The following is a 6,533-nucleotide window of genomic DNA, read 5'->3' as shown; positions in this document are numbered from 1 at the left end:
ACCGATCATCGGACATCTGAAAAGTGACGGCCTGATGTTCCGGAACTTCCTCAGAGGGTTTACTGGCGACAAGATACACGCGGTATTGTGCGGCGTGGGCCTGAACTTGAGGAAAGTTCTGAGGAGGCTCGCCGAGCTTCTTTGGCCTTATGAAAATGAGCGGTATTTACGACAAATGCTGGCTATTTTATGGTCAGTTTCGGCGTTACCGGATGAATCAACGAAGACCGGTGAATTGCTGGTGATCTGAAAATGGCGTTTTGCAGGGTCGACTACTTAATAACGATAGTCTTGTCGGTGAATGAAAAGACAAAATGAACCGACCGAAACTCCCAACCGTCTGCGGTAAAAGTTTAAGAAATCTGCGCTAACCCTCAATCTTCTTGAAGAACACCAGCACACCGATGGTGGGGGAATCGATGAAGTGGATTTCCTCACTGCGCATGCGGCGGGTTTCGCGAATCCAGGTGATCAGTTCCACGGGCGCCTTGGTTGGTTGATAGGCCGCCAGCGCCAGTTCTGCCTGCTGCGCCGCAGCGGGCGGGGTGCCTGACTCTGAGGGCAGCATGCCAGCCTGCGTGCCTGGTGCCGTCGTGGCCTCCGGCGCTGGCTGTTCCGGTGCCGGGCTTTCACCCTGCGCCCAGTGGTTCAGGCTGACGTTTACATGCAGGTAACGCTGGCGGTCAACCGTGATGGTACCTTCCACCGAGCGTTGGCCTGCTTCAGGTAACCAGTCGCCAATGGCAACCAGCAGTGGCTGGCCTTTGTAGTTCGGCGGAAAGGCCTCGTACCAGGCCGCCGTGGCAAGCACGCGATAATTACCGCTGCGCTCCAGGCGATTGGCGGCTTCGCCAAGGTGCAGCTGTTGCCTTGGTACCAGGTTCAGATCCGAGCGGCGGCTACCATTGCTGTCTTCTACCCAAAGCGCCTTGCCTGTGGTGTCTGCCGTGTCTGCGCCTTTATCTGACATCTGCTCGGCAATTCCCGCCGGATCCACCAACCGCTGCAGGATGACAAATTCCGCCCGGTAGTAGTCGTCAGGCGGTGTGCCGGTTACACCTTGTGCATACAGGCCTGACGGAATCGCCGACAAGGAAGCTGTCAGTACGATGCCTGCCAGGCGTAGTGCTGGCCATGAACATTGAGCTTGCAAGGGGGTGGCTCCAGCTGAAGTTTGTTGGGTCATGATGCCTTGGCCTGCGTTTGCTCAGGCGTCAATTCGTCCAGCATCTGTGAGATGGCATCGAGTTTACCACCGGTCGAATCATCATTCAGCCGGAAGCGGAAGCTGTTGGCGCCTTCGAGCCGATACTGGTCGGGGGCGGATTGCACCTTTTTAACCATGCCGAGAGGATCAACCGGGGTTGAGCTTCCGAATTCCAGCCGTACCCACTCCTTGCCGGCGTCGACTTTGACAATGCCCAGCGCGTCGGCCTTGAGCCTGAGCTGTGCCTGGTGCATCAGATTCTTTGCCGGTTCCGGTAACAATCCGAAGCGGTCGATCATTTCTACCTGAAGTTCTTTTAATGCAGCGGCGTCTTTCACGCTGGCGATGCGCTTGTACAGCATCAGACGATTGTGCACGTCTGGCAGGTAGTCGTCCGGAATCAGCGCCGGAATGCGCAGGTTCATCTCGGTACCGTGGCTTAACGGCAGCTCCGCATTGGGTGTGCGGCCCTCGCGAATGGCTTTTACGGCTTCGTCGAGTAACTGCATGTACAGGGTAAAGCCGATGCTCTCAATCTGGCCGCTCTGCTCTTCACCCAGCAATTCCCCGGCGCCACGGATTTCCAGATCGTGGGTAGCGAGCATAAAGCCAGCGCCCAGGTCCTGGGATTCGGAAATGGCATCGAGGCGCTTTTTGGCGTCGGCGGAAATGCTCTTTGGCGGTGGCGTCAGCAGGTAGGCGTAAGCCTGGTGGTGCGACCGGCCAACCCGGCCCCGCAGCTGGTGCAGCTGGGCCAGGCCGAACTTGTCGGCCCGTTCGATGATGATGGTGTTTGCGCTGGGAATGTCGATGCCGGTTTCCACGATGGTGGTGCACACCAGCACGTTGAACCGTTTGTGGTAGAAGTCCGACATGATCTGTTCCAGCTGGCGCTCGCGCATCTGGCCGTGGGCAACGCCCACCCGGGCCTCGGGGATCAGGCTGCGAAGGTCTTCGGCGGTCTTCTCGATGGTGGCGACATCGTTATGGAGGAAGTACACCTGACCGCCACGGAGAATTTCACGCAATATGGCTTCTTTCACCATGGCGTTGTCACGTTGGCGCACAAAGGTTTTCACCGACAGTCGTCGGGCCGGTGGCGTGGCAATGATCGACAGGTCCCGCAGGTGGCCCATGGCCATGTTCAGGGTTCGGGGAATGGGGGTGGCGGTCAGGGTAAGCATGTCCACTTCGGCGCGCAGGGATTTCAGTTTTTCCTTTTGCTGCACTCCGAACCGGTGTTCCTCGTCGATGATCACCAGCCCCAGGTTCTTGAACCGGATGTCGCCCTGCAGCAGTTTGTGGGTGCCGATCACGATGTCCGCTTTACCCTCTTCAATGGCCGCCATGGCTTTGGTGGTCTGGCTGCCACTGCGGAACCGGCTGAGCAGTTCCACCGTAACCGGTGTGTCCGAGAAGCGATCCCGGAAGGATTCGTAGTGCTGCTGGGCCAGCAGGGTGGTGGGCACCAGAACCGCCACCTGTTTGCCGGACCAGGTGGCCAGAAAGGCGGCGCGCATGGCCACTTCGGTTTTACCGAAACCGACATCGCCACAAACTAGGCGATCCATGGGCCGCTCGCCGGTCATGTCTTCAAATACCGCTTCGATCGCCACCTGTTGATCCGGCGTTTCCTCAAAGGGGAAGCCAGCGGCGAAGGCGCGGTAGGCCTCTTTCGGGTCTTCGAACTGGAAACCCTTGCGGGCCTCGCGGCGGGCGTAGACGTCCAGCAGCTCTGCCGCGGTATCGCGGATTTTCTCCAGAGCCTTTTGTTTGGCGTTGCTCCAGCGCTCGGTGCCCAGCTTGTGCAGTGGCGCGTGTTCCTCATCGGTGCCTGCGTAGCGGGAAATCAGATGCAGGCTGGAAACCGGCACGTAGAGTTTGGAGCCTCCGGCGTATTCCAGGGTCAGGAACTCGTCGGACTGGCCGCCTGCGGTCAGAGTTTCCAGCCCTTTATAGCGGCCCACGCCATGGTCGATATGCACCACCGGTGCGCCCAGGCGTAATTCAGAGAGGTCGCGATATCCGGCGTCGTCGGTTTCTGTCGCTTTCTGTCGACGGCGGCGCTGCAATACCCGCTCACCAAACAGGGCGGTTTCGGTGATCAGGGCCAGATTCTGATCCGGCAGCACCATACCCTGCTCCATTGGCGCAATGGTGATGGCGAGTGTGGCGTCGTCGGTATCAAGGAATTCCGCCCAGCTCTGAACGGTTTTGACTTTTAGCTGGTGGTCGCCCAGGTTGTCGATCAGTGCTTCGCGCCGCCCGGAGGATTCGGCGCAGATCAGAATGCGGCCGTGGAAGTCCCGGATAAAACGTTTCAGGTCTGCCGCCGGATCGGCGGCTCGGCCATTCATAGCTACTTCCGGTAACGGTGCGCCACCCCAATTGGTGCTGCCAGCGCCTTCGGCGGGTTCGCTGCTGCAGGTGATGCGGGGGTAGTGTTTCAGTTGTCCGAATACTTCATCTGGCTGCAGGAACAGTTCTCCCGGCGGAAGTATGGGCCGCAATCGATCGTGACGCCGGTCTTCGTAGCGAGTACGGGTTTCGGCGCCAAACGCGTCGACAGCGGTGTTCAGACCAGCTGCGGTAAATACCAGCGTTTTCGCAGGCAGATAGCTAAACAGGGTGGCCGTGGTATCGAAGAACAATGGCAGATAATACTCGATGCCGGGGGGTGTAATGCCGTGGCTGACGTCCTGGTAGACCGGGCAGTCTTTGTCGGCATTCGGAAAATGCTCGAACCAGCGATTGCGAAAACCGGAGCGCGCCTCTTTGTGCCAGGGGAATTCGTTGGCGGGCAGCAGTTCAATGCGCTCGGTGCGATCGATGGAGCGCTGGGTTTCCGGATCGAAGGTTCGCAGGGTTTCAATTTCATCGTCGAACAGGTCGATCCGGTAGGGTAGAGCCGAGCCCATCGGGTAGATGTCGAGAATAGCGCCCCGCACCGCGTATTCACCATGCTCATACACATTGTCGGTATGATGGTAGCCAGCGGCTTCCAGTTGCAGGCGCCAGCTGTTGATGTCCAGCGTCTGGCCGACTTCCAGCAACAGGGTATTGCCTTGCAGAAATTCCGGAGGTGCCACCCGGTGCATCAGAGTTCTGGCCGGGACAATCAAAATGCCCTGGCGGATGGTCGGCAGCCGGTGGAGGGTGCGTATACGCCGGGAGGTGATGTCCTGGTGGGGAGAGAACAGATCGTAGGGCAGGGTTTCCCAATCCGGCAGAGAAAGCAGTTCGATGCCGTCATCGGTAGCCGTGGCGCCGTCCTCATCGGTGGGCAGGCCCAGGAAAAACCGAACCGATTGCTCCAGTTGCAGCGCCTCGCTGGTATTCTGGGTAACCACTAGCGTCAGCCCGTTGTGGCTGCGGGCCGTTTCGCAAATAGCAAGGGCATCGGTGCAGCCCGCAAGCTGGCCCCATCGCCGGTGATCCGCCGGTTTGTCCGGTGCGGATTGAGCAATTAGGGTTGGGGTGGCCTGGCCTCTGGTCATGGGGCGAATGGTCTCCTGATGCAATGGTCGGGTGCGTCGGTTGCCCGGAAAGCCGCTATTCTATCGCCCGGTGTTGGCAGTGTCATGGCGGATACCGACAAACAGCTATTTGCGGTGGCGCGTTTTAAATTGGATAATACGCGCCCCAATTATTTCCAGTGCTAAACGAGGTCCCAACCGTGAGTCACGAACAGATCAACCAGCACCTGTCCAACTGGACTGATCGGGAGTCAACCGCTGAGGCGATGATTCCTCTGATTGGCCGGCTGTACCGTAAAAACAATGTGGTTACGTCCGTATACGGCCGCGCGATCATTAACCAGTCGGTGATCGACATCATCCGGGCCCACCGTTTCGTGCGCCAGGTTGAGGACAGTGAGCTGTCCGTTCACGACACCCTGCCGATCCTTGAGGCCATGGACAAGCTGGAAATGGGGCGTGCCCACGTCGATATCGGCAAGTTGGCGGTTCAGTTCAAGTCTGAAGGTGGTGACCTCACCGAATTTCTCAAGCGCGAGTTCGGCTCGGTGGTTGGCAAATATGCGGAAGAGTCCGCTGCCGACGACCCGGAAGACACCAAGGACGTGGTGCTCTATGGTTTCGGTCGTATTGGGCGCTTGCTGGCCCGCATTCTGATCGAAAAAGCCGGTGGCGGCGGTAACCTGCGGTTGCGGGCTATTGTGGTTCGCCAGGGCGGCGCCGAGAATGATCTTGAGAAGCGCGCCAGCCTGCTCCGTCGTGACTCTGTGCACGGTCCGTTCGATGGCACCATCACCGTTGATGAAGAAAACTCGGCGCTGGTCGCCAACGGTAACTTTATCAAGGTGATCTACTCTGACGGTCCGGATAAGGTGGACTACACCGAATACGGTATCAATAATGCGATTGTTATTGATAACACCGGTAAGTGGCGCGACGAGGCTGGCCTGGGGCTGCACCTGAAGTCCAAGGGCGTTAGCCGTGTGCTTCTGACAGCACCGGGTAAGGGCGACATCAAGAACATCGTCTATGGCATCAACAGTGACTGGATCACTGATGAAGACAAGATCCTGTCGGCGGCCTCCTGCACCACTAACGCCATCACGCCGGTACTGAAGGCGATCAATGACGAGTATGGCATTGACGATGGTCACGTTGAGACGGTGCACTCCTACACCAACGACCAGAATCTGATCGATAACTACCACAAGGGTAGTCGTCGTGGTCGCAGCGCACCGCTGAACATGGTTATCACCGAGACCGGCGCCGCCAAAGCGGTTGCCAAGGCGCTGCCCGAGTTGAAGGGCAAACTGAGCGGCAATGCCATTCGTGTGCCGACGCCAAACGTGTCTATGGCCATCCTGAACCTGAATCTCAAAGCTGATGTGGATGCCGAGAAGGTCAACGACTATCTGCGCGACATGGCGCTGCATTCCGAGCTGCAAAAGCAGATCGATTTCGTGAACTCGCCGGAAGTCGTTTCCACAGACTTTGTGGGCTCCCGTCACGCCGGTATCGTGGATGCCCAGGCGACCATTGCCAACGGCAAGCGCCTGATCCTGTACGTGTGGTACGACAACGAGTTCGGTTACAGTGCCCAGGTTATCCGCTGCGTTAATCAAATGGCGGGTGTGACCTACCCGGTGTTCCCGAAGCGGGTTCGCGACTAAAGTCGTAGAGCTTTTTTCAAGGGACGATCCGCAAACCCCGGCAGCGCAAGTTGCCGGGGTTTTCTCTTACTTAATGGGTACAAAACCATTTGGGTTACCGGTGGAAATAGGTTTCCTTAATCTCTATAATTGGCGCGATTTTGGGTATGTCTGGCACCCCGTTTCCCATCTTTTCCTGCG

At 58.2% G+C, this 6,533-nt stretch carries 3 protein-coding genes and 1 pseudogene; 2 read left to right on the top strand and 2 right to left on the bottom strand.

Annotated elements, in window-relative coordinates:
- Nucleotides 1–250, top strand: a pseudogene (locus C7H09_RS15710) (IS5/IS1182 family transposase); the annotation flags it as partial.
- Between the two features lie 117 nt (nt 251–367).
- Here C7H09_RS15710 and C7H09_RS15705 read toward each other — a convergent pair.
- Together C7H09_RS15705 and mfd are read right to left on the bottom strand one after the other, a co-directional pair.
- On the bottom strand, nt 368–1,153 hold the full coding sequence (locus tag C7H09_RS15705) for a CsiV family protein (protein ID WP_240616614.1): 786 nt from the start codon (nt 1,151–1,153) through the stop codon (nt 368–370).
- Between the two features lie 29 nt (nt 1,154–1,182).
- Nucleotides 1,183–4,704 carry a transcription-repair coupling factor gene (gene mfd / locus C7H09_RS15700; protein WP_106764398.1) on the bottom strand — a complete coding sequence of 1,174 codons (3,522 nt, stop codon included), beginning with the start codon at nt 4,702–4,704 and terminating at the stop codon, nt 1,183–1,185.
- A gap of 179 nt (nt 4,705–4,883) precedes the next feature.
- On the opposite strand from mfd, the gene C7H09_RS15695 reads away from it, so the two are divergent.
- Entirely contained in the window at nt 4,884–6,353 is a 1,470-nt protein-coding gene (locus C7H09_RS15695) for a glyceraldehyde-3-phosphate dehydrogenase (protein WP_106764395.1), read from the top strand.
- Nucleotides 6,354–6,533: the final 180 nt, after the last annotated feature.

Source organism: Marinobacter fuscus, assembly GCF_003007675.1.
GTDB lineage: Bacteria > Pseudomonadota > Gammaproteobacteria > Pseudomonadales > Oleiphilaceae > Marinobacter > Marinobacter fuscus.
Note: the sequence above shows the minus strand (reverse complement) of the source record. Positions and strands in the feature narration are given on the sequence as shown.

Coding starts and splice junctions, on each gene's coding strand:
- mfd (WP_106764398.1), bottom strand. CDS start 4,704: ATGACCAGAGGCCAGGCCACCCCAACCCTAATTGCTCAATCCGCACCG.